The organism is Pedobacter sp. GW822-FHT03F06, from assembly GCF_058801365.1.
In genome coordinates, this window is record NZ_JBXANE010000001.1 from 465,385 (window position 1) to 486,939 (window position 21,555).

Genomic DNA, 21,555 nt, shown 5'->3' on the forward strand with positions numbered 1-21,555 from the left:
TTTTACAGGTTTTGTTTGCAATTACCAGATTTTATATTTTACTTTATGATATCAAATTAATATCAATTATGTATCAAGAAAAAATTATTAATCCGCCATCGGGCTACCTAACATTCGCACTATGCATTGCATTGCTGGGCGCTTCTATCTTCTGTTTTGTTTCAGAAATTTTTCTCTGGGGAGGGATTTTACTGGCAATAGATATATTTTTAATATTCCCGGGCTTTTTAATCATCAACCCTAATCAATCAATGGTACTCACCCTTTTCGGAAAATATATCGGAACAGTAAAAGCCGATGGATTTTTCTGGGTAAATCCCCTAACCGCTAAAAGACGTTTATCGTTAAAAGCAAACAATTTAAACGGACAGCAGTTAAAGGTTAACGACAAACTGGGCAACCCGATCGAAATTGCTGCTGTAGTGGTTTGGAAAGTAAACGAAACAGCAAAAGCAGTGTTTTCTGTTGAAAATTACATGCAATACGTAAACATACAAAGTGAAGCCGCTGTAAGGCATTTGGCTAACATTTTCCCTTATGACCATGCAGAAGGCGAAGAAACCAGCATTACTTTAAAAGATGGTGCCGATAAAGTAAGTGAACTTTTAGAAAACGAACTGAACGAACGTTTATCACGCGCGGGCATTGAAGTTTTAGAAGCCCGAATTTCGCATTTGGCTTATGCACCAGAAATTGCCAGTGCCATGTTACAGCGTCAACAGGCTACTGCAGTTATTGCAGCCCGCAAATTAATAGTAGAAGGTGCTGTAGGCATGGTAGAAATGGCATTAGAGAAATTATCGCAAAAAGGAATTGTTGAGCTGGATGAAGAACGCAAAGCCGCTATGGTAAGCAATTTACTGGTTGTGCTTTGTGGCGACCGCCATGTACAGCCTGTGGTAAACACCGGAACCTTATATAATTAGGTACAATGGAATTTGAGGAAAAACAAAGCTTAAAACTTTGGTGGCTTTATATTTTATTGGCTATTGATGCCGTTATGGTGCTAAGCATTGTACTTTTTGATAAAGGAGGAATGAGCTTTGAGACTTTAAAAGCCAATTATTTTGCTCCATTTTGGGCAGTACTTCTTCCTTTTGCGATCATCTATCTGCTTCAAAAAAATAAAATGACTTTGCAGATCGGCACTGAAGGCATTTCTTACAAGTATTTTCCATTTCAAACCAAGCTGAAGCTATTGAGTTGGGGCAATATGGAGAAAGTTTATATCAACAAGTACAATGCTTTAGGAGATTATGGCGGATTTGGCGTTCGCAGCAGGCTTTGGTTTAAATTTAATGACAAGGCCTATATCTTAAACGATAAAGATAAAGGTTTACAGATTGAATTTAAAAATGGCAAAAAGCTTCTGTTCAGCTCAAATAAGATAGAAGAACTGCAAATGTTCCTTATTAATTTAAAAACGAGGTATAATATACAAGCAATACAATAAGAATGGCGGAGAAAGATAAAAAAGCTTTTGTATTAAGAATTAGTCCTGCTTTATTAAAAGAAGTAGAAACCTGGGCTGCCGATGAGTTTAGAAGTACGAACGGGCAGATCGAGTTTTTACTTACACAGGCTATAAAATCGAGAAAAAAGGGAAAAGCGAAAGAGGAGTAGGAACGGGATTTCTGAACTTTCAAAGCCCAGCGCATAGCCAACTGCAAATTGTGAATTGCAAACTGAAATAATATGGGCGTTACCCAAGCTGCGCAAGGGTCGGGCTGGGGGCTGCGCTTTGCTCCGGTACCGATAGAATCGGTACTGAACCCTTACAATCCCTAACGCAAAACCCACCGAAGTAATCAATAAACAAAATTTCCTGCACCTAACAACCAGCCCCAAGCACTACTAGCCTAGACAATTTAAACCTGATGGCAGCGACAGCCCCGAAGTATGAGGGCTACAGCGAACAGCAGGACTGAACTCCCCGAAGTATCACTGCAGCACCTTTCCAAAAATCTATTAAAAACTTATTATTTTCAAATAGGCTAAAATCATTTTCTATACGTTATTTTTAAACCTCGCAGGTTTTGGAAACCTGCGAGGTTTAACTAACTTAGCGGCCTAACCAAAAAATTCATAAAATTTAGTTTACATGAAAGAAGTTGTAATTGTATCAGCTGTGCGAACGCCTATTGGCAGTTTTGGAGGCTCATTAGCTCAATTTTCTGCTACTCAACTTGGTGGCATTGCCATTAAGGCTGCTATTGAAAAAGCTGGTTTAAAACCAGAACAGATCCAGGAAGTATATATGGGCAATGTTTTATCGGCAAACCTGGGGCAAGCACCGGCTACGCAAGCCGCAAAATTTGCCGGTTTACCAGATTTACCTGCCACTACAATAAATAAAGTATGTGCCTCGGGCACAAAAGCAATTATGCTTGCTGCACAAAGCATTGCAAATGGCGATAATGAAATTATTGTAGCCGGTGGCATGGAAAGCATGAGCAATGTTCCCTATTACCTCGATAAGGCAAGAAACGGTTACCGCTTAGGCCATGGACAAATTACAGATGGCTTGGTAAAAGACGGGCTATGGGATGTTTATAACGACTATCATATGGGGTCTGCCGCCGAGCTTTGCGCTACAGCATGTAACATCAGCCGCGAAGCGCAGGATGATTTTGCAATAGAATCGTACAAAAGAGCACAGGCAGCACAAACTTCGGGCAAATTTGCCGGCGAAATTGTAGCTGTAGAAGTGAAAGACCGTAAGGGCGAAATTACCTTGGTTGATACCGATGATGAACCAACGGCAGTTAAATTTGATAAAATACCTTCATTAAAACCTGTTTTCAAAAAAGATGGAACCGTAACTGCAGCAAATGCATCTACCTTAAATGATGGCGCAGCAGCATTGGTTTTAATGAGTACCGATAAGGCAAAAGAACTGGGTTTAACACCTTTGGCCAAAATATTAGGTTATGCTGATGTGCAACAGGCACCGGAATGGTTTACCACTGCACCTTCAAAAGCAATTCCACTGGCCTTACATAAGGCCAATATCGACATTAAGCATGTTGATTTTTTCGAAATTAACGAAGCTTTTTCTGTCGTTTCCATTGCGAATAACCAACTTTTAGAACTAAACACCGACCGGGTTAACGTTAATGGTGGTGCCGTTTCATTAGGTCACCCCCTTGGTGCATCGGGCGCAAGGATTGTAGTTACCCTACTCTCCGTATTGGCACAAAACGACGGAAAAATCGGTGTTGCGGGAATCTGTAACGGAGGTGGTGGCGCAAGTGCCCTTGTTATCGAGAAATTATAATTTTTGGTTTTGAAGGATCTTTGTGCATTTAATTATATGAAACTTATCAGATTTTATATCCTTTTAATCTTTGGAACGCTAAGCTTTAGCCTAAAAGCGCAACAGGCGCCAAACCAATTAAATGTTTTTCAGGATACACTGATAAAAATATCAGCGAGGGTTATTGCTGCTCAAAGCGATGCACAAAAATTAGAAATAAACGGAAATTTTGTAAAAACTTTGGTAGAGGCTTTAAAAGCCCCCAACTCTTTTTCTTATCCATTCGATTCGCTTAAAAATGTATCGGTAATTAAATCATCCGATCAGGCTTTTAGGATTTTAAGTTGGTATGTACTACTCGAAAATGGCACATACCGCTATTATGGCGCCATCCAAATGAATACCAAAAGTGGTCCATTGAAACTTTATCCCTTAATCGATCAGACCGAAAATTTAGCCGACCCTAATAGCATTACCAATAATCAGAAGTGGTTTGGAGCCAGGTATTATGAAATTGTTCCGGTAACCAGTGGAAACCGCCTGCCCTATTATGTACTTTTAGGCTGGAAAGGCAATACACCATTTACCACAAAAAAGGTAATCGACATCCTTTCTTTCGATAAAGATAACCTCGCTTTTGGTGCTCCCGTTTTCGATGGAAAAGAGCTGAAAGGCAAAAACAGGATGATATTCGAGTATGCCAAATCGAATGCCATGACTTTAAAAACCGATCTGAAAGCTGGAATGATTGTTTTCGACCACCTTGCCTCATTTGATCCTGAAATAAAAGACAAATTTGAATATTACGGATCAGATGGCACTTTTGATGGCTTTAAAATCATTGGCCGAAGACTAAAACTGCAAGAAGATATTACGCTTAATAACGATCCAAATTCGAGCGACGAGCTCTATGCCGACCCCAAGAAAAATGTGAAACCCATCAGAAAGTTTTAAATCCTAACAAATCATTTACCTAACACATCATTTAAAAATTTGTGAGTTTGGCATTCGCTGACTATATTGCGCCCTGCTTAACTGGCTTAAACAACACACAAATTCTGAATTCATAAACTAAAACCAACAAATGTTTTATGCAAACATCTAATGAAACCATTAGTATTGACCATAGCAAGGAACTAGATCTCCACTTAGACAGTAACAATGTATCCAAAGAAAAATTATTTAGCCACCCGGTAGGCCTCTTTGTGCTATTTTTCACAGAAATGTGGGAAAGATTTAGTTACTATGGAATGAGATCATTACTTGTTTTATTCTTAGTAAGCGAAATAGGTAAAGGCGGTTGGCAATGGACAAGACCAGAGGCTTTACAACTCTATGCCTGGTACACAGGTTTAGTATATTTAACGCCAATAATTGGCGGTTTAATTGCAGATCGATTGACCGGATATAGAAAGGCCGTTATTATAGGCGCTTTAATTATGACCATTGGCCATATATCAATGGCCTTAGAAGGAGCAAATACCAATTTCTTCTATCTGGGCTTATTTTTATTAATTACTGGAAACGGACTATTTAAACCAAATATTTCTTCTATCGTAGGAAAACTTTATCCATCTACAAGTGATAAAAAAGATGCTGCCTACACTATCTTTTACATGGGCATTAACTCTGGTGCCTTTTTAGGTATGTTAATGTGCGGTTATATCGGCGAAAAAGTGGGCTGGCATTGGGGTTTTGGATTAGCGGGGGTATTTATGTTTTTTGGAATGCTTCAGTTTTACTTCGGGCAAAAAATCTTTGGTGTTTTAGGTGCTGCTGTAAATAAAACAGAAAAAGTAATTGATCCAACTGATGAAGTTTTACCAAAAAAAGTAAGCAACCAACGTTTAGCTGTAGTGGCTGTATTTTCAATATTCACCATTTTCTTTTGGATGGTATTTGAGCAGGCAGGTGGCTCAATGACTATTTTTGCTAAAGATTATACACTTAGAAATTTAACAGGAAATGCCAGTACAATTTTTAAATGGGTTGATGCAATACTTACTATTTTCCCACTCATTGCGGTAACCGTTGTTTTATTAAGCCTGGCGGCAAAAATCGCAAAAAAATATCCTGCTACAATAATTTTCACTGCAATAAGCTTCATTATTATCTGGGGATTAGCCATTTGGAAGGTAGAAAAAGAATTTACTGCTTTAAATACAGAAGTCCCCGCTTCATGGTTTGGGATTCTAAATTCATTCTTTATTGTTTCCCTTGCACCGTTTGTGTCTAAAATATGGGAAACTAAATTTAACCCAAGTGGCCCCGTAAAATTTGGACTGGGGTTAATTTTTGTAGGTATAGGTTTTGCAGGATTGGCTTATGGAGGTATGGATATTGCAAAAGGTGCTACATCTGCACAGGTAAGTATGTTTTGGTTAATTTTCGCTTACTTCTTCCATACCGTTGGCGAATTATGTGTTTCACCTGTTGGATTATCTTACGTTAGTAAATTAGCTCCTGCCAAAGTGGTCGGTTTAATGTTCGGTGTATGGTTTACCTGTACAGCGATTGGTAACTGGTTAGCAGGTACTACCGGTGGTCTAATTGACAAAATAAGTTCAGAATACTCCATTTCGATTTTCTTCTTAATATTTACCATTATTCCTATTGTTGCAGGCTTAATTATGTTTGCTATAAGTCCGATTTTGCGTAAATGGATGCACGGCGTTCACTAATCAAAAAAATACTTTTAACAAGAAGCCCGATCTCCATCGGGCTTTTAATTTTTAAACCTATTTAATGGAAAAAACAGTTTCAATAGAAGATATTCAAAATTTTGAGGGAAAATACCCGAAACAGCTCTGGCATTTATCGTTGGTAGAAATGTGGGAGCGTTTCTGTTTTTACGGAATGCGCGGGGTATTGGCTTTCTTTATGGTTGAGCAACTGGGTTTAAGCGACCAAAAATCGAACTTACAGTATGGTGCTATACAAGCCTTTGTTTATGCCTTTACTTTTATAGGTGGCATTTTTGCCGATAAGATTTTAGGCTTCAGAAAATCTCTTTTTTGGGGCGGATCATTGATGATTATCGGGAATTTAATCCTAGCCTTCTCTCCTCATGATCTGTTTTATGTTGGAATTACCCTATCCATTATTGGAACAGGTTTCTTCAAGCCCAATGTTTCATCAATGGTTGGCGAATTATACCACGAGAAAGACAACCGCAGAGATGCGGGCTATGGGCTTTTTTACGCCGGTATTAATGTTGGTGGATTATTGGGTGGTGCCATGTGTATTTATCTCGGCAAATATTATAACTGGCATTTATGTTTCTTGTCTGCTGCACTGGTAATGATGTTCGGTTTGGGCACATTTATTTTCACAAAAAAACACTTAGGTCCGATCGGGAATTCGCCTTTACTGCATCTTAAAAAATCAAAACAGCAGCTATGGGAAATAGCCGTTTACGCAGGGTCGATACTTTGTATTCCACTGATTTATATCATGGTAAAAAACACGGCCTTTACCGATTATTTCATGTACACCATAGGCATTATTGCCCTGGTTTATTTCCTGTACGAAACGTTTAAAATAAAAGATAAAAAAGCACAATATAAACTACTTGCTGCTTTCGTTTTTATCTTCTGTTATTTCATTTTCATGGCCATATCTGAGCAGAGCGGTGGTTCGCTATCATTATTTGCGAAGGACAATCTTGATCATAAAATCCTCTTTTTCAATATCGATCCGAATGTAGTAAACAATAGCGTTAACTCGTTCTTTGTTATTGTTTTTAGTCCGATTGTTGGCATTTTGTGGTTAGGCTTATACAAACGCAAAATTGAACCGAATACTGTGGTAAAATTCGGAATCGGCTTCCTTTTACTGGCTTTGAGTTTTTATGTTTTTTACGCCACCAGGTTCTTCGCCAATGCGCAGGGCATTAGCTCGTTAAATGTATTTACGTTAGCCTATTTATTATTAACCCTTGGCGAACTTTGTTTGGGCCCGATAGGTATGTCGATCATTACTAAACTTTCGCCAAAGAAAATGTTTGGGATGATGATGGGGCTTTGGTTTTTATCAAGTGCTTTCGGGCAGTTGGCTGCCGGAAAATTAGGTGCAGAAATGTCGAGCATTGATAATGCGTCGTTGCCAACTAAATTAATGGCCTACACCGAAGGTTATAAAGCATTGGCATTATATTCTTTAATTGCGGGTTTGGCGCTGATTATTTTCTCACAACTGGTTAAAAAGTTAATGCAGGAAGTAAGGTAAGCGTTAAATAAAAAGATATCATCGTAAGTATTGTCCAAGGACAATCATTTACCAGGGTCTTCGACTACACTACCATTAACAGCTTCCAGTAGAGCGGTCGTCATTGCGAGAAGGAACGACGAAGCAATCTTTCCTACTAGCCATCCTTGCTAGAAAGATTGCTTCGTCGGCTGAAAAAGCCTTCTCGCAATGACGATACTTTGAGGCGATTTATCTCCATTAATATTTCCTGTCATTTATATTAATTTTTATAAAATAAATTACTCCTCAGACTGATATTGAAGAAGAAATGGGCATATTCAATAAGATTTGAAAATGAAAGGATAGTAGTTCTTGGGGCCTGCCGTCCCGCTCTTTGTTCCAAGTCCTCGCCCTCATGCTTCGGGCCTGCGGGCTTTACACGCCGATCGGGTTTAGGAACAATGGTTTTTGTACCTTGAAAGTTATCTGCGCTTATCTGCGAAATCAGCGGGAAATATTGGGGTAAAGTCTTCGACTACGCTCAGACTGACCATGCTTTAAAATAATAAAAACCTATTAATAAAATAAATTCAGGAAGACGAATCGTGGGTTATTAATGAAAATTCATAAAGGTTTCACATTAAATATTTACTTTCGCAGTTTAAAAGCAATTGTATCGTTTAAATATAAATACTAGAAGCTTACATTATAAAAACCACAACAAACGTGTCAGATAGTTTAGTCATCATTCCCACCTACAACGAGAAGGAAAATATCGAAAAGATCATTAGAAAGGTTTTTTCTTTAACACAGCCTTTTCATGTTTTAATTATTGATGATGGTTCGCCTGATGGAACTGCTGAAATTGTAAAATCGTTACAAGACGAATACGAAGGACACTTATTTATTGAGGAGCGTGCTGGTAAACAAGGATTGGGTACAGCATACATCTATGGCTTTAATTGGGCACTACAACATGATTATGCTTACATTTTTGAAATGGATGCCGATTTCTCGCACAACCCCGATGATCTATCCCGCTTACGCGAAGCCTGTGTAAATGGTGCTGATGTAGCCATTGGCTCCAGGTATGTTAAAGGTGTAAATGTAGTAAACTGGCCAATGGGCAGGGTTTTAATGTCGTATTTTGCTTCAATGTATGTGCGTATGATTACCCGGATCAATATTCAGGATGCTACTGCCGGCTTTAAATGTTACCGCAAAATTGTGTTGGAAACCATTCCACTAAATAAAATTAAGTTTGTTGGCTACGCGTTTCAGATCGAAATGAAATTCACCGCCATTAAATTTGGCTTTAAAGTGGTCGAAGTTCCAATCATCTTTACCGACCGTACCGAAGGAACATCAAAAATGAGCACCCGTATCTTTAGGGAGGCTTTTTTAGGTGTAATCCAGATGAAGATTTGGAGTTGGTTTAGGAGTTATAGTCGGAAGTCCGAAGTCGGAAGTCCGAAGTCGGGAGTCTAGAGTCTTTAGTCCATTGTTATAGTTTGATCCTATATATTTCTGATTAACAAATCTTATCAGCTTATAGACCGGGCTATTTTGTATTAACCAATCTCCCCGACTCATGACTGAGGACTGAAGACTACAGACTTAAGCCTTACCTTGCGATTCCCTGATCATTGCGCCAAAATCCTGTCCCTTATCCATCGCTTTAACAGTCATAACGATTCTTTTGATACGTGTAGGTTCGGTTTTAGCCTGATTGATCCAGTTGATGTAATAGTTTTGGTGCGATTTAGGCTGTTTTAAAAAATTTCGGATTAAATGTTCTTCTTCTGATAAGCAGATTTCGAGGTCTTCGGGCATTTCGATTTTAAAATCTTTATCTTCTTCTAAATAGAGTTCGACACCTGCTCCGGCTTCTTTTCTTATTTTTTTGCGGACCTCGCCTTTTAAAGCAATAATAAAATCGCCCTCTCCCATTGGGATGGTTGCCATTCCATTAATTTCCAGCTGATCTATCTTTCCTTTTACCCTGAAACTCTTTTTACAATCGGGCTTAATTTCATTAGCCAAAGCTGCCGGAATAAACACATAACTCCAGCCGGTTTTTTCGCCCATGGTTTCGAAACGCTCTATTTCTGCTTTAAAGTGGATCATGGCTTAAATATAAAAATTATGTTTTAAACAAGTAAACGATTAAATCGTTAGGCTACTGATGCACTCGTTTGAAACGAGCGTAAACTATAATCGAGCGTCATTCCCGCGCAGGCGGGAACCGCGCAGTGCTCAGCGAAGTTAATCTCAATGCAATAAACTTTAGATTCCCAATCAATTGAGTATGACGATCTCATCAAAGAAAACATTAATCGGCTCATATCAATAAGCTACCTTCTATTGAGACAATGAAAGTTGTCCTTGTTTGGGCGGATTTCCCAAAAAATAAAATTCGTAAATGACCTCATACTGTCCTACCTCATCATTGAATTTACGAATGGCAATCTTTTCACATAAAAAATTCAAGCTGACTTCTTCGAATAGATCCTGAGCCATTTCAATATCTTCGGGATGTAGTTTCCTCCCAATAGAGATATGAGCAGCGGATCCATTCATTACTTTCTTATACCTCAAGCCTTGTCTAAATCTTTTAAAAAGATCATTCAAGTAAGGTTTAGCGTTCTTGTCAGGCAAAACAACAACTGCCCCGTTTTTTCCCGAAGCAATCAACTGATCAAACCTCACAAAATTTGGTTTTTCAGCATAACAAAAGTCTTTAACATAAGATATGTAAAAATCAAATTCAAGCTTATTTGCTTCAAAAATAGCAATCGTAACATGTGCTTCTGAATCTCTACTGTTATACCAGCCAACTTTAGACCAGAGTATATCTTTTAAAACTTTAACATCATTAATAACTTCTTTTTGCGGATAAACAACTATTGAATACCTGTCTTTTTTAAATTTTAAATCCATATCAATTTATTTTAATCAATTGCCACCGGATTCATCTGGATATCCAATTTGGCAAACTTTAAAACCTCGATGCTCTGAAAGCCGAAATCTTCTACCACTTTACCTAAAATAAGGTAACAGCCTTTTCCTTTAAAAGGATACATCGGTGTACTATTGGGAAAATGGGTCGTATCAAAAAAATCGCCGTTGGCATCTAAAAAAGTACCGAACCACATTTTGGTATTTTTAATGGTGTGCACCGTTTTTTCGCAAACATAGTTCCCTACCATCCTTACCGTTTCACCTAAATGTTTGTGCAGATCTACCGCCATAACATCGCCACGATAAGGTGTTTTCAGAAAATCGAACATTTTATAATTGAGCGGATAACCCAATAACTCCAATTCTGTGTAAGCATTTTCGAGTTCCGAATCGGCCAATACGGGGAGCTGATAGGTTTTGTAACTCAGCTTAAAAAGCTCGGCATGATTCACTTTCTTCTGTTTAAACCCAAGGTAGTTGTGCACATCCCAAAGCAGCGTTTTCCGATCTTTTCCGGTAAAGCGCAAGGCGCCCAAACGGATTAAAATAATAGCTTGTTCTAATGAGATGCAGGTCCGCGTTACAAAATCTTCGAGATCGATATACAAACCATTTGCAGCACGCTCCTGTGGAATAATTTTGATGATTTTTTCTTCTAAACCCTGAACGGCAATGAAGCCCAGATAAGCATCTTTACCTTTTATATTCACCACATCATCACTATGGTTAACACATGGTAAATGCACCCTTGCTCCTGTTTTTTGCAATTCGTGCACATAAACCCAGCGACTGTAAAAACCACCATAATTATTCAGTACCGCTACCATAAATTCCATGGGGTAATATGTCTTCAAAAATAAACTCTGGTAACTTTCTACCGCAAAAGATGCTGAATGCGCTTTCGAAAAACTGTAACCTGCAAAAGATGAAATCTGTCGCCAAACTTCGGTAATGAGTTCTTCTGAATGCCCTTCTTTTCTGGCTGAAACAAAAAACTTATTCACCAGTTCATCAAAAGCCAGTTTAGACCGGTATTTACCACTCATCGCTTTGCGCAGGATATCAGCATCGGCAAGATCAAGACCTGCAAAATAATGACATACTTTGATCACATCTTCCTGATAAACCATTACCCCATAGGTTTCGCTAAGCCGCTCTTTCATCACTTCGCAGAGGTATACTACTTTATCGGGCGCATGGTAACGCTCGATATAGGATTTCATCATACCCGAGCTGGCCACGCCCGGACGGATAATGGAACTGGCTGCCACCAGGGTAAGGTAATTATCGCACTTCAGTTTTTTGAGCAGTTGCCGCATGGCTGGCGATTCGATATAGAAACACCCGATGGGCTGCCCTTCTTTAAGGATACCGTTTAATTTCTGGTCTTCTTTAAAAGTTTTAAAATCATGAATGTCGATATCCTTTCCCTTATTTTTTTTAATGAGCTGCACGGCTTCGCGGATATGACCGATACCCCGCTGACTTAAAATATCAAATTTCTCATAACCGATGGCTTCGGCTTCGTACATATCCCATTGCACAGTCGGAAAACCTTTTGGTGGCATATCCAATGCGGTATAATACGTAATAGGCTCTTCAGAGATTAAAATCCCTCCGGCATGGATAGAACGCTGGTTGGGCATACTTTTCATATAGGCATGCACAGCCAATAATTTCTGGTAAGTTGTATTTTCCAAATTTTCGCGTTCTTTGGTGGGATCGGTAAAACTATCTATTTCGCCTTTAGGTAAACCCAGTACCTTACCGATCTCCCTGATAATTGCACGGTCTTTAAAAGTGCTCATCGTACCTAAAAAAGCAACATGCCATTTGGGATAGCGTTCAAAGATATAACGTTGTATCACCTCCCTTTCATCCCAGGAGAAATCGATGTCAAAATCTGGTGGACTTGTCCGTTTTTCATGCAGGAAGCGTTCGAAATAAAGATCAAGATCAATTGGATCTACATCGGTAATGCGCAAACAATAAGCTACAATGCTGTTGGCACCCGAGCCACGGCCAACGTGGTAAAAACCGCATGTGTTCATAGCGTATCTTACAATATCGAAGGTGATGAGAAAATAGGCGCAGAAGTTTTTAAGTTCGATGATCCGGAGTTCTTTCTCTAAACGCTCAATGGCTTCTGTATTATTTTTGCCATAACGGTATTTAAGTCCTTCTTCGGCCAACTCTCGAAGCATTTTTTTATCCCCTTCGAAATCTCCAGTAAAAAAAAACTTGTTTTTAGAAGCAGGTGTAGGGCCATTCTCAAAATAAACACTTAAATCGCAGCTGTTTATCAGCTTCTGGGTGTTCTGAACAATAAATGGGTATTGTTCAAATTGTTGGGTTAGTTCTACTTCTGGAATCAGGAACTCATCCGGATCACATTTTTGGTCATCCTTCACTTTACTTAAAAGCGTATTGAGCTCGATCGCCCTAAAATATTCGTGCAGGCGGTAGGTGATCTTATCGCTGACGGTAACCGGGTGCCACACCACCAATTTTTCTCGCTGTTTTAAAAGTGGGTGTTTGTACAACAGATTGAGCTGTTTGGCCCGGATACCTACAAATTCATTTGCTTTTAGTGCTGGGTTAAAAGATTTTTGAAAAGGATAAATGATGTAAACATTCTCCATTTCGGGTGGAATATTGGGTAACGGAATATGGTTGATGTTGTGGTGACTTAAAAATTCATTCAGCTCACGCATACCCTCTCTATTCTTCGCAATGCCCACATACAACAACCTGTTATCGATCCGGAATTCGATACCCGCTACCGGTTTAATCTGATACGGAATATTGCCTTTGTGTATTTCATCGGCTTCTTTGGCAATGCCCTGCTTGTAACACTCGCGAATAAACTCTACCGCCCCAGTTGAGTTATTGATATCAGTAAGTACCATTTGATGGATACCCAAACGCCGGGCAGTAGCAATTAACTGGTCGATGCGCTGCGTACCATACTTTAGGCTATAAGAAGAATGCACATTTAAAAACATCGCTAATCATAAGATTTAGTACCTATTGTTCCTTTTTCACTCATAAAACTTCTTATTTTCGATCGTTTACTTACTTCCTGCTGTTCTTCCTCCGTTTGGTTTTCGATCAATATTTTCTTTTTACGCGGATTGTACTTGATTATTTTCCCCGTTTCATCGCGGGGTGGCTGGGTAACAATACAGGCTTTTACCACTGCTTCGGCACCATAGTGGTTACGTACCTTATCCATAGCCTGGTAAAGACTATACTCTTCTTCGGCAATATTATATAAACCAATCTGTTCGTAACCGCTCACCAGATGCGAAAGTTTTACGCCTACCAACCGCAGCAACATCCGTTTGGCATATACTTTTTCGAACAGGCTATGTGCCTTGCTGATTAAAAAAGAATCGAGCGAGGTATACGGAATACGTTCTTGCTGGGTAACCGTTTCGAAATTAGTATAACGCACGGTTACGGTAATACAGGCAGTTAATTTTTTCTGGTTACGCAGCTGAAAAGTTAAACCGGTAACCATTCCGGTTATAATGGCCTTTAGTTTAGCCATATCCATGGTATCGCTTTCGAAGGTAGCCTGTGTACCGATTGATTTCCTTTCGCGGTAAGGTATAACTGGCGAGAGATCGATCCCGTTTGCTTTTTGCCATAAACTTAAACCATGTTGACCCAAAATTTTAAAAATGAGCTGTTGTGGGATCTGGGTAAGCGTAAGGATTTCGCGAACACCCATTTCACTTAACTTTTTATAAGTAGCATGGCCGATACCCGGAATTTTGTGGATAGCCAAAGGATCGAGAAAGGGCCGCAATTCAGGGAATGTAACCTGCCGTTCGCCATCAGGCTTAGATTCATTGGTGGCTATTTTGGCTACGGTTTTATTGATCGACAGACCAAAGGAGATCGGCAAGCCCATTTCTTTGATAATGTTTTGCCTAAGCTCCGACGCGAATTTCATGCAACCAAAAAAGCGGTCCATACCCGTCATATCGATATAGTGCTCGTCAATACTGGCCTTTTCAAAAAGAGGAACTTTATCGGCAATAATTTCGGTAATCTCGTGCGAGGCTTTGGAATATTCTTCCATATCACCTTTTAAAAATATAGCCTGAGGGCACAGCAATTTTGCCGTCCTGCCGGGCATTGCAGCATGTATGCCGTACTGGCGTGCTTCGTAACTACAAGAGGCTACCACCCCCCTATCGCCGCCGCCACCGATAATTACGGGTTTACCCGATAACCTGGGATTTTTTCTGATTTCTACCGACACAAAAAATGCATCCTGATCCATATGAATAATCTGCCTTTCTTTATCCATTCTCGTATTATAAGGATGATTGAGATCAAAAATACTAATATTTTTAGTTTTAAAGAAAATTAAAATCGATTAATTTTAAACAAAATACTAACAATTTTAGCTTTAATATACAGATTGATTATAGGAACTTCCGCGGCATGGGTGACGGAGTGCAGGAATTGGGAGATTGATAATCGGTGAGGACACCAACCATTGCGTGCGCCGTCATATAAGTTATTGAAGAAAATATAGTTAATAGGATCTTTATATTTTATATGGTAAAGTATGTAGTCGGTACCCACCCGGCTGTGGAAACGTTTTGTTTGTTTTGAGACATGCTACGCTTTGTCATCCTGAGCGTAGTCGAAGGATTTGCCACCGAAACACGGATTAGACTCCCAATTGGATTGTTCCATAAGAACTTGCTTGGCAGGGATGACACAGAATTGGAAGATTAATGCTTAGTGAAGACACCAGCCATAGGCGAGTTTCGTCATTTTTAAAAAGTGAAAACAATTAATTTAGCTATTCATTAATTGCACAAAAATATATTATTTAGTATCAATATTTTTACAATAAACACAAAATACATCATAATTAATTATACCTGTAAACATCAATTTGATATTAATTAAACAGGCTTTATCAACGGCTATAGTCCAGGTATATTGATTCAAATCAACTACAACTTAAAGCCATATCAGGTTGATGTTATGCACTGCAATATCAAAAAGAACTTTATACGAACTGTTCATTTTAAAAATCAGAAATTTTTTCACATAGAATTTCTGCACGAGCTGAAAAGAATTAATAAAACTTTGCATGTTTTAAAGTGTTTAGCTAGTAATCAACATTTATACTATGAAAACTAAAGACAATAAAAACGCAGTAGAAAAAGAGCGTAAAAATGAAGGAAGCTCAAAGGAAAAGGCCTCCTTTGATCAAAACGGAAAGGGTTCTTCAGATAAATTTGGTCAGGCTGGTTCCACACCTAACGAATCAGGAGAGAGTGGGCCTGGTACTGTAGATAAAAACAAAAAGATTTAGAAAAGATAAAAAGAGTAAAATACTCTTTTTATCTTTCGTAGATACTCATCTTTTCAGCAAGTTCTATAATGCTTTTTATTTTCAGCTTTTGAAAAAGTCTCAACTTATAAGTACTTACTGTACCCATCTGAAGATTTAGCTGATTAGAAATTTCTAATACCCCAATACCTTTTGTTAGTAATTCTGCTACTTCTAATTCTCTACCCGAAAGTTTGGTAAAAGGATTATCGGCATCATTACCTAATATGCTGTTAAACATGTTTTCCTTAACATTTCTGCTCGAATAGCGACTGCCTGCCAAAATGGTCGTAATAGCGGTTACAATTTCTGATTCTTCTGCATTTTTGGTTAAGTAACCCGATGCACCCGATTTTAAATACGGAACAGCATAAATATTCTCATTCAAAGATGAAAATACCAAGATTTTTGCATTTGGCTGAACCAATTTAATCTGATCGATTACCTTAAGGTTGTTACCTCCTGGCAAGTTTACATCAATGATGATTAAACTTGGCGATTTTTCTGTTTCGACAAGCGCCTGCTCTAATGTAGATGCATGAATGATTTCGACACCAGGCCAAAAGTCTGATATTAAACCTTTTAATCCACGGCGAATGATCTCATGATCATCAGCGATGAGCACAGTAAAAGTACTTACGGCATTTTTTGTTTTCATTATTTTAAGAATATAGTGCAAGTTAATAAAAAGTTATTTTCTTGTACGCAATTGTAGTTAATTTTTCGTTTAAATGTGTAAATATTATAATACACAACTTTACAGTTTTGTTTAAAACAGTATTGGAGTTGCTAATCTCACATTTTGCTTAGTGAAAAAATATGGCAAGAAAATACCAAGTGTACCACAGCTATAGCCTGTAGTGGAACGATTGAGAATTCGTAACACGGCCAGCCCCGAGTTTTCGCTGAACGGAAAAATCTGTATTGCTGCTTCGGCAGCGTTCCTGGGTATAAGCTCATGCTTCAAATAGCTTTTATCATACAGCCTTACACCTGTACGGTGCGAACCACTAGCCCAGATAAAATCTTTGATCGTCAAAAATGCATTTAAATCCAAAACCGTCGGCCTCCCTGTCGCCTTTTAGCAGGAAAGTGGGTTTAACCTGAAAATCTTCCCAAAACGGAAACAAGGGCCACCGGTAAGGTAATTATGCGGTTTTGGCCTTAGAAAGCTGTTGTTCAGCGATATTATACCCCATTTAACTAAGGATTAAGACCCTTTAAATGCTAAACCCTTATTTAAAAAAACAAGAAAATAATATAGAATTAAATTTTAGCCCTAATTCTACTTAATGTTTCGAGCCTGATGGCTAAAAAAGAAGCAATGTATTTTAAAGAAACACGGTTAATTAAATCAGGGAATGAAAGCAAAAACCGTTTGTATCTTTTTTCGGCCGACGAAATCCGGCACAGGTAAGCACGTTCTTCTGCCGAACGGTAATATAACTCCATCATCTTTCTGCCAACAATATTGGCTTCCGGAAAATTTTCGTAAAGGTATTCTGACAATACATGTGGGATAGCAACTAAATCTACATCTTCTAATGCCTGTAAATACTCATCCGAATCTCCATCTATCCACAAATTACGTATGGTACCTACAACTTCATTTTCTTTGGCAATCCATGTGGTAATCTCATTATTCCCATCCTTAATAAAACCCCTAACTACACCTTTAATAATTAAAAAAAGGAATTTGTTACGGTCTACAGGCGAAACAAGATATTTGTTTTTTTTATAGCTGATCGGAAAGGTATGCTGGTTAATACGCTTTTCTATTTCATCATTAAGTGGGTGGAATTTCTTAAAAATTGAGACTAGAGGAGAAAAATTATTATATTTCTTCCACCTATCTTCATCAGATAAATTAACTGCAATCATAGCGAAACATTGGATAGACACAATCCTGCTAACAGAAGCAGGATCACTACGTAAGTATAGGAAGATTGAATTGAAAAAAGAACTTTTTTTTTGACTTTTCTCAATTTCACAACCTTTAAAGTAATTTTTCTACACCTAATCCAAATAATGCAAAATCATACTTCACCGGATCTGAGGGGTCAAACTGCTTCAAATTGTCGGTTAATTCAATTGCAGTTAGCCAATCGGTCTGCTTTCTATTAATCAGTCCAAGCAATCGCCCTACCCGATCAACGTGCACATCGCAGGGACAGATCAGATTTTTTGGCTGAAGCGTATTCCAGATGCCAAAATCGACGCCTTTTTGATCTACCCTAACCATCCACCGCAAAAACATATTTAAACGTTTACAGGTAGATTTTTGCTTTGGAGAAGAAATATGTTTCTTCGTGCGGTGAGGAAAATCTTCTAAGGAGAAAAAGTATTCCCTGAAATGGTTCAAGGCCTGTTCAATTGAGAAGTTAAGCTCAGCAGCATAACATACCCCAGAAGCGTAGCTTATTTCTTGTTTTATTGATGATCCTTCTAAATACTCCGACCTAAAGACATTTTGTCTTGGTAAAAATGCCTCCTCTAAACTGTCGAAGTTTTGATAATGTTGTTTAAAAAATGAAATAAAATAAAGTAAATCCGTATCGTTAAATGTGCGGTGTTTAAAATTCAACAGGCGCTTCAAATCGTTATCGGTATGGTTAACAACAAAATCGTAAGGTGCATTATCCATCCGGCCAAGCAGTTCCCTGCATTTATTGATAATCGTTTTCCGCTGGCCCCAGGCTAAAACCGCAGCAAAAAAGCCCGCGATTTCTATATCCTGTTTTTTTTCGAAAAGATGGGGAATACAAACGGGGTCGTTTGCTATAAAATTTGGCTGATTGTATTGTTCAACCTTACTATCCAGAAAATTCTTTAACTCAAGAAATTGCATCGTTAGCTTTTTTAGACGTAAATAGCAGCACAATTGTTGCCATTTAAACCGGATTGAAACGGTATCCTTTTTTGTTTCGCTGATTTTGATAAAGCAGATACCTAAACAAAAAAGATTTAGTGTAAAGCCGGGCTACCATTAATTTTAGAATAGGACCTGCTTTACAAAAAAAAACGGGCAAATATTTTGTCTGCCCGCTCGAAATATTATGCTAGTGCATTTGCCAGATCTTCTAAAAGATCGTCGATATCCTCTACCCCAACACTTAAACGAAGTAGATTATCGGTAACACCTACTTTCTCTCTTTCTTCTTTCGGGATAGAACCATGTGTCATCGTTGCAGGGTGATTAATTAGTGACTCTACTCCTCCCAATGATTCAGCTAATGTGAATACTTTAAAATTAGACGAGATTCTAAAAGTTTCTTGCAGATCAGCACCTTTTAAGGTAATCGAAATCATACCGCCAAATCCACGCATCTGTTTCTTAGCTACATCATGGTTAGGGTGATCTTCAAAACCAGGCCAATAAATTTTATCAACCTTTGGATGTGTTTTTAAATAATGTGCAATACGCGCTCCATTTTCGCAATGTGCTTTCATTCGAAGATGAAGCGTTTTAATTCCCCTCAACACTAAAAAAGCATCTTGCGGGCCTGGTGTTGCACCACAGGCATTGTAAATAAACCAAAGGTCTTTATACAATTGCTCGTCATTTGTTACCAACGCACCCATTACCACATCAGAGTGGCCACCAATGTATTTGGTTACCGAGTGCATCACAATATCAGCGCCCAGATCAATAGGGTTTTGTAAATAAGGCGATGCAAATGTATTATCAACCGTAAGGATCAAATTTTTCTCCTTCGTGATTTTTGCCACCCCTTCAATATCGATAATCTGCATGGTAGGATTAGTAGGCGTTTCTATCCAAACCAATTTGGTTTTATCATTAATGTAGGACAATATATTCTCTGGCTTGGATAGATCCAGAAAATGAAATTTGATTCCGTATTTAGTGTATATTTTGGTAAAAATCCGGTATGAACCACCATACAGATCATTTCCGGTAATCACTTCATCGCCAGGCTGCAATAATTTCAATACGGCATCTGTTGCCCCCATTCCGCTCGAAAAAGCCAGACCATATTTGGCATTTTCTAAAGCAGCTAAACAATCTTCCAAAGCTTTACGCGTTGGATTTGTTCCTCTTGAATATTCATACCCTTTATTGTCACCAGGAGATTTCTGCCAATAAGTAGAGGTTTGATATATCGGTGTCATTACAGCACCTGTGGTTGGATCAGGCTCTTGACCTGCATGTATGGCTTTAGTTGCGAATTTCATTTTTTTTTAGTTTTGAGGTACTAGACACGAGATTTGAGACACTAGATTTGAGTTTTGCATTTCCCCTCAGATCTCACGGCTTAAATCTCATGTCTCACATCTAATTAATACGCTCTTGCAAACAGTACCCTTTGGATAGATGGTTTTCCTGAATAAATACAAACGCCATCTTCTAATTTATTATCTAAAGGAATACAACGAATGGTTGCTTTTGTTTCTTCTTTTATCTTTTGCTCTGTTTCTGGAGTTCCATCCCAATGCGCTGAAATAAAACCAGCTTTGGTATCTAACAATTCCTGAAACTCTTCGTAACTATTCGCTTCTGTAATATGCGCATCGCGATAAGCCAAAGCTTTGTTGAACATGCTTTGCTGAATATCTTCCAACAGTTTGATGATGTAAATATCCAATCCTTCCTGAGGTACAGTTTGTTTCACCTTGGTATCTCTACGGGCAATTTCTACTGTTTTATTTTCTAAATCGCGACCACCGATAGCGATACGGATTGGCACACCTTTCAACTCATAATCAGCGAACTTAAATCCAGGGCGCTGTGTATCCCTGTCATCATATTTCACCGAAACGCCTAAACCTTTTAAACGCATGGTTAATTCATTAACGTATGAAGAAATTCTCGCCAGATCCTCTTCACCTTTATAAATCGGAACAATTACCACTTGTATTGGTGCTAATTTTGGTGGAATAATCAATCCGGAATCATCACTGTGCGCCATAATCAAAGCCCCCATTAAACGTGTAGAAACACCCCATGAAGTAGCCCATACATGGTCTAATTTCCCATCTTTTCCGGTAAACTTTACATCAAAAGCTTTAGCAAAATTCTGACCTAAAAAGTGAGATGTACCGGCCTGTAAAGCTTTACCATCCTGCATTAAGGCCTCAATACAATAAGTATCTAAGGCACCCGCAAAGCGCTCATTTGGAGATTTACGGCCTCTGATTACCGGAACAGCCAACCAATTTTCGGCAAAATCGGCGTAGATATGCAACATACGTTCTGTTTCCTCAATAGCCTCTTCTGCTGTAGCATGTGCGGTATGGCCCTCCTGCCACAAAAATTCGGCTGTACGTAAAAACAACCTGGTACGCATTTCCCATCGTACTACATTCGCCCACTGATTGATCAATATTGGTAAATCACGGTACGATTGGATCCATCCTTTATAGGTATTCCAGATAATGGTTTCTGAAGTCGGGCGGACAATTAATTCCTCCTCTAACTTGGCTGTCTCATCTACAACAATATTTCCGTTTCCGTCATTTTTTAAACGGTAATGCGTTACAACTGCACATTCTGTCGCAAAACCCTCAACATGAGAAGCTTCCTTAGAGAAAAATGACTTTGGAATGAATAATGGAAAATAGGCATTTTGATGACCTGTATCCTTAAACATTTTATCTAAAACAGCCTGCATCTTTTCCCATATGGCATAGCCATTTGGCTTTATAACCATACAACCACGCACAGCAGAGTGCTCTGCTAAATCTGCTTTTAACACGATATCATTATACCACTGGGAATAATCTGCTTCTCTACTTGTAATTTCTTTGCTCATCTTATGTATTTGGA

General features: G+C 38.6%; 18 protein-coding genes. 9 read left to right on the forward strand and 9 right to left on the reverse strand.

All coding sequences use genetic code 11. The annotated features are described in order from the left end of the window. Nucleotides 1–68: 68 nt before the first annotated feature. The 8 genes from AC1RJ8_RS01810 (at nucleotide 69) to AC1RJ8_RS01845 (ending at nucleotide 8,932) form a co-directional block, all read left to right on the forward strand. The gene (locus AC1RJ8_RS01810; protein WP_029276438.1) at nucleotides 69–926 is read left to right on the forward strand and encodes an SPFH domain-containing protein; all 858 of its coding nucleotides are present in this window, start codon (nucleotides 69–71) and stop codon (nucleotides 924–926) included. Between the two features lie 5 nt (nucleotides 927–931). Further along, nucleotides 932–1,453 (forward strand): hypothetical protein, encoded by a 522-nt coding sequence (locus tag AC1RJ8_RS01815; RefSeq protein WP_492952049.1) that lies wholly within the window; start codon nucleotides 932–934, stop codon nucleotides 1,451–1,453. A gap of 2 nt (nucleotides 1,454–1,455) precedes the next feature. Then, entirely contained in the window at nucleotides 1,456–1,623 is a 168-nt protein-coding gene (locus AC1RJ8_RS01820; protein WP_086545783.1) for a type II toxin-antitoxin system antitoxin, read from the forward strand. 478 nt (nucleotides 1,624–2,101) lie between these two features. Further along, nucleotides 2,102–3,277, forward strand: coding sequence for an acetyl-CoA C-acyltransferase (locus AC1RJ8_RS01825; RefSeq protein ID WP_492952048.1), 1,176 nt, complete (start codon nucleotides 2,102–2,104; stop codon nucleotides 3,275–3,277). Between the two features lie 36 nt (nucleotides 3,278–3,313). Continuing rightward, complete coding sequence (locus tag AC1RJ8_RS01830; RefSeq protein WP_492952047.1) at nucleotides 3,314–4,210, forward strand: hypothetical protein; 897 nt, start codon at nucleotides 3,314–3,316, stop codon at nucleotides 4,208–4,210. A gap of 137 nt (nucleotides 4,211–4,347) precedes the next feature. Next, the gene (locus AC1RJ8_RS01835; RefSeq protein WP_426328991.1) at nucleotides 4,348–5,937 is read left to right on the forward strand and encodes a peptide MFS transporter; all 1,590 of its coding nucleotides are present in this window, start codon (nucleotides 4,348–4,350) and stop codon (nucleotides 5,935–5,937) included. 64 nt (nucleotides 5,938–6,001) lie between these two features. Further along, a complete protein-coding gene (locus AC1RJ8_RS01840) occupies nucleotides 6,002–7,483 on the forward strand; it encodes a peptide MFS transporter (RefSeq protein WP_492952046.1) in 1,482 nt (493 codons plus the stop codon). A gap of 687 nt (nucleotides 7,484–8,170) precedes the next feature. Continuing rightward, nucleotides 8,171–8,932: a polyprenol monophosphomannose synthase gene (locus tag AC1RJ8_RS01845; protein WP_492952045.1), complete on the forward strand. Its 762-nt coding sequence runs from the start codon at nucleotides 8,171–8,173 to the stop codon at nucleotides 8,930–8,932. A gap of 129 nt (nucleotides 8,933–9,061) precedes the next feature. On the opposite strand, the gene AC1RJ8_RS01850 is transcribed toward AC1RJ8_RS01845, so the two are convergent. From AC1RJ8_RS01850 to dinB, 4 genes are all read right to left on the reverse strand, one after another. Continuing rightward, entirely contained in the window at nucleotides 9,062–9,571 is a 510-nt protein-coding gene (locus AC1RJ8_RS01850; protein WP_492952044.1) for a YdeI/OmpD-associated family protein, read from the reverse strand. A gap of 234 nt (nucleotides 9,572–9,805) precedes the next feature. Further along, the gene (locus tag AC1RJ8_RS01855) at nucleotides 9,806–10,384 is read right to left on the reverse strand and encodes a hypothetical protein (RefSeq protein WP_492952043.1); all 579 of its coding nucleotides are present in this window, start codon (nucleotides 10,382–10,384) and stop codon (nucleotides 9,806–9,808) included. 11 nt (nucleotides 10,385–10,395) lie between these two features. Further along, nucleotides 10,396–13,410 carry a DNA polymerase III subunit alpha gene (dnaE, locus tag AC1RJ8_RS01860; RefSeq protein WP_492952042.1) on the reverse strand — a complete coding sequence of 1,005 codons (3,015 nt, stop codon included), beginning with the start codon at nucleotides 13,408–13,410 and terminating at the stop codon, nucleotides 10,396–10,398. 2 nt (nucleotides 13,411–13,412) lie between these two features. Continuing rightward, nucleotides 13,413–14,726: a DNA polymerase IV gene (dinB, locus tag AC1RJ8_RS01865; protein WP_492952041.1), complete on the reverse strand. Its 1,314-nt coding sequence runs from the start codon at nucleotides 14,724–14,726 to the stop codon at nucleotides 13,413–13,415. Nucleotides 14,727–15,566: 840 nt separating this feature from the next. Between dinB and AC1RJ8_RS01870 the strand changes: the two genes are divergently transcribed. Beyond that, nucleotides 15,567–15,752, forward strand: coding sequence for a hypothetical protein (locus AC1RJ8_RS01870; RefSeq protein WP_492952040.1), 186 nt, complete (start codon nucleotides 15,567–15,569; stop codon nucleotides 15,750–15,752). A gap of 28 nt (nucleotides 15,753–15,780) precedes the next feature. Here AC1RJ8_RS01870 and AC1RJ8_RS01875 read toward each other — a convergent pair whose 3' ends face one another. The 5 genes from AC1RJ8_RS01875 to proS all read right to left on the reverse strand — a co-directional run bounded on the left by AC1RJ8_RS01875 (nucleotide 15,781) and on the right by proS (nucleotide 21,541). Beyond that, nucleotides 15,781–16,428 (reverse strand): response regulator, encoded by a 648-nt coding sequence (locus AC1RJ8_RS01875; protein WP_057934807.1) that lies wholly within the window; start codon nucleotides 16,426–16,428, stop codon nucleotides 15,781–15,783. Between the two features lie 608 nt (nucleotides 16,429–17,036). Next, nucleotides 17,037–17,651 (reverse strand): Crp/Fnr family transcriptional regulator, encoded by a 615-nt coding sequence (locus tag AC1RJ8_RS01880; protein ID WP_492952039.1) that lies wholly within the window; start codon nucleotides 17,649–17,651, stop codon nucleotides 17,037–17,039. 115 nt (nucleotides 17,652–17,766) lie between these two features. Continuing rightward, nucleotides 17,767–18,618, reverse strand: coding sequence for a TIGR02757 family protein (locus AC1RJ8_RS01885; RefSeq protein WP_492952038.1), 852 nt, complete (start codon nucleotides 18,616–18,618; stop codon nucleotides 17,767–17,769). 206 nt (nucleotides 18,619–18,824) lie between these two features. After that, nucleotides 18,825–19,964 carry a cystathionine gamma-synthase gene (locus AC1RJ8_RS01890; protein ID WP_492952037.1) on the reverse strand — a complete coding sequence of 380 codons (1,140 nt, stop codon included), beginning with the start codon at nucleotides 19,962–19,964 and terminating at the stop codon, nucleotides 18,825–18,827. A gap of 104 nt (nucleotides 19,965–20,068) precedes the next feature. Beyond that, entirely contained in the window at nucleotides 20,069–21,541 is a 1,473-nt protein-coding gene (gene proS, locus AC1RJ8_RS01895) for a proline--tRNA ligase (RefSeq protein WP_492952036.1), read from the reverse strand. Nucleotides 21,542–21,555 lie beyond the last annotated feature (14 nt).

Coding starts and splice junctions, on each gene's coding strand:
- AC1RJ8_RS01890 (WP_492952037.1), bottom strand. CDS start 19,964: ATGAAATTCGCAACTAAAGCCATACATGCAGGTCAAGAGCCTGATCCA.
- dnaE (WP_492952042.1), bottom strand. CDS start 13,410: ATGTTTTTAAATGTGCATTCTTCTTATAGCCTAAAGTATGGTACGCAG.
- AC1RJ8_RS01855 (WP_492952043.1), bottom strand. CDS start 10,384: ATGGATTTAAAATTTAAAAAAGACAGGTATTCAATAGTTGTTTATCCG.
- AC1RJ8_RS01810 (WP_029276438.1), top strand. CDS start 69: ATGTATCAAGAAAAAATTATTAATCCGCCATCGGGCTACCTAACATTC.
- AC1RJ8_RS01820 (WP_086545783.1), top strand. CDS start 1,456: ATGGCGGAGAAAGATAAAAAAGCTTTTGTATTAAGAATTAGTCCTGCT.
- AC1RJ8_RS01840 (WP_492952046.1), top strand. CDS start 6,002: ATGGAAAAAACAGTTTCAATAGAAGATATTCAAAATTTTGAGGGAAAA.
- AC1RJ8_RS01835 (WP_426328991.1), top strand. CDS start 4,348: ATGCAAACATCTAATGAAACCATTAGTATTGACCATAGCAAGGAACTA.
- AC1RJ8_RS01870 (WP_492952040.1), top strand. CDS start 15,567: ATGAAAACTAAAGACAATAAAAACGCAGTAGAAAAAGAGCGTAAAAAT.
- AC1RJ8_RS01885 (WP_492952038.1), bottom strand. CDS start 18,618: ATGCAATTTCTTGAGTTAAAGAATTTTCTGGATAGTAAGGTTGAACAA.
- AC1RJ8_RS01815 (WP_492952049.1), top strand. CDS start 932: ATGGAATTTGAGGAAAAACAAAGCTTAAAACTTTGGTGGCTTTATATT.
- proS (WP_492952036.1), bottom strand. CDS start 21,541: ATGAGCAAAGAAATTACAAGTAGAGAAGCAGATTATTCCCAGTGGTAT.
- AC1RJ8_RS01825 (WP_492952048.1), top strand. CDS start 2,102: ATGAAAGAAGTTGTAATTGTATCAGCTGTGCGAACGCCTATTGGCAGT.
- dinB (WP_492952041.1), bottom strand. CDS start 14,726: ATGGATAAAGAAAGGCAGATTATTCATATGGATCAGGATGCATTTTTT.
- AC1RJ8_RS01830 (WP_492952047.1), top strand. CDS start 3,314: ATGAAACTTATCAGATTTTATATCCTTTTAATCTTTGGAACGCTAAGC.
- AC1RJ8_RS01875 (WP_057934807.1), bottom strand. CDS start 16,428: ATGAAAACAAAAAATGCCGTAAGTACTTTTACTGTGCTCATCGCTGAT.
- AC1RJ8_RS01850 (WP_492952044.1), bottom strand. CDS start 9,571: ATGATCCACTTTAAAGCAGAAATAGAGCGTTTCGAAACCATGGGCGAA.
- AC1RJ8_RS01880 (WP_492952039.1), bottom strand. CDS start 17,651: ATGATTGCAGTTAATTTATCTGATGAAGATAGGTGGAAGAAATATAAT.